Annotated in this window: 1 protein-coding gene; it reads left to right on the forward strand. The window is 54.4% G+C overall.

Annotated features, from left to right (window positions below):
* Positions 1-590: DDE-type integrase/transposase/recombinase (locus tag KVT38_RS33470; RefSeq protein ID WP_217598049.1), on the forward strand; the 590-nt coding region annotated here is incomplete at its 5' end.
* Positions 591-666 lie beyond the last annotated feature (76 nt).

Below are 666 nucleotides of genomic sequence, written 5' to 3' on the forward strand. Positions count from 1 at the left end.
ACGCGCGCAAGCGCCTGCCGACGCATCCGCGACGGTTGCCGAGAAATCGCACCATTACCGCATCGAATCAACTCTGGCAGATGGATATTAAGTACGGTTATGCGCACGTGCAAAGACGCTTCTTTTTCATACTCAGCATTATCGACGTGTTCGACCGCGTCGTCGTCGGGCAGTACAGAGGCCCTGTCTGCGAGGCCAAGCACGTCGTGCAAACGCTGGGGGCCGCGCTGCAGCATCGTATTCAGCCAGGCGAAGCGATGCCTGTGATCCGCACGGACAACGGCCCCCAGTTCGTCAGCAAGCTTTTCGGGGACATGTGCGAAAGCTGGGAGATGACTCATGAACGGATCCCGCCGCGAACGCCGAATATGAATGCCTATATCGAGTCGTTCCACAGCATCCTTGAATTTAACTTGTTTCGCAACCGGGAATTCTCCACGCTCGAAGAAGCTTACGAAGCTCTGGACCGTTTCATGGACTTTTACAACAACCGCAAAATGCACGGCAGCTTAAAACACATGGCTCCAACGAAGTTTTCGGCGTGGGTGAAGACGCTCGAAGATGCTTCGGATTTCTACCGACTGTTGTAATCGCTCGAAATAACGAGCTAGGCTGCGAAAATGGAATCACTGTGGGGCATGACTCCAGTTTTAGGGGGCCTAGCCG

Origin of the sequence: Cohnella sp. GbtcB17 (genome assembly GCF_019091135.1) — a bacterium.
Classification (GTDB): domain Bacteria; phylum Bacillota; class Bacilli; order Paenibacillales; family Paenibacillaceae; genus Cohnella.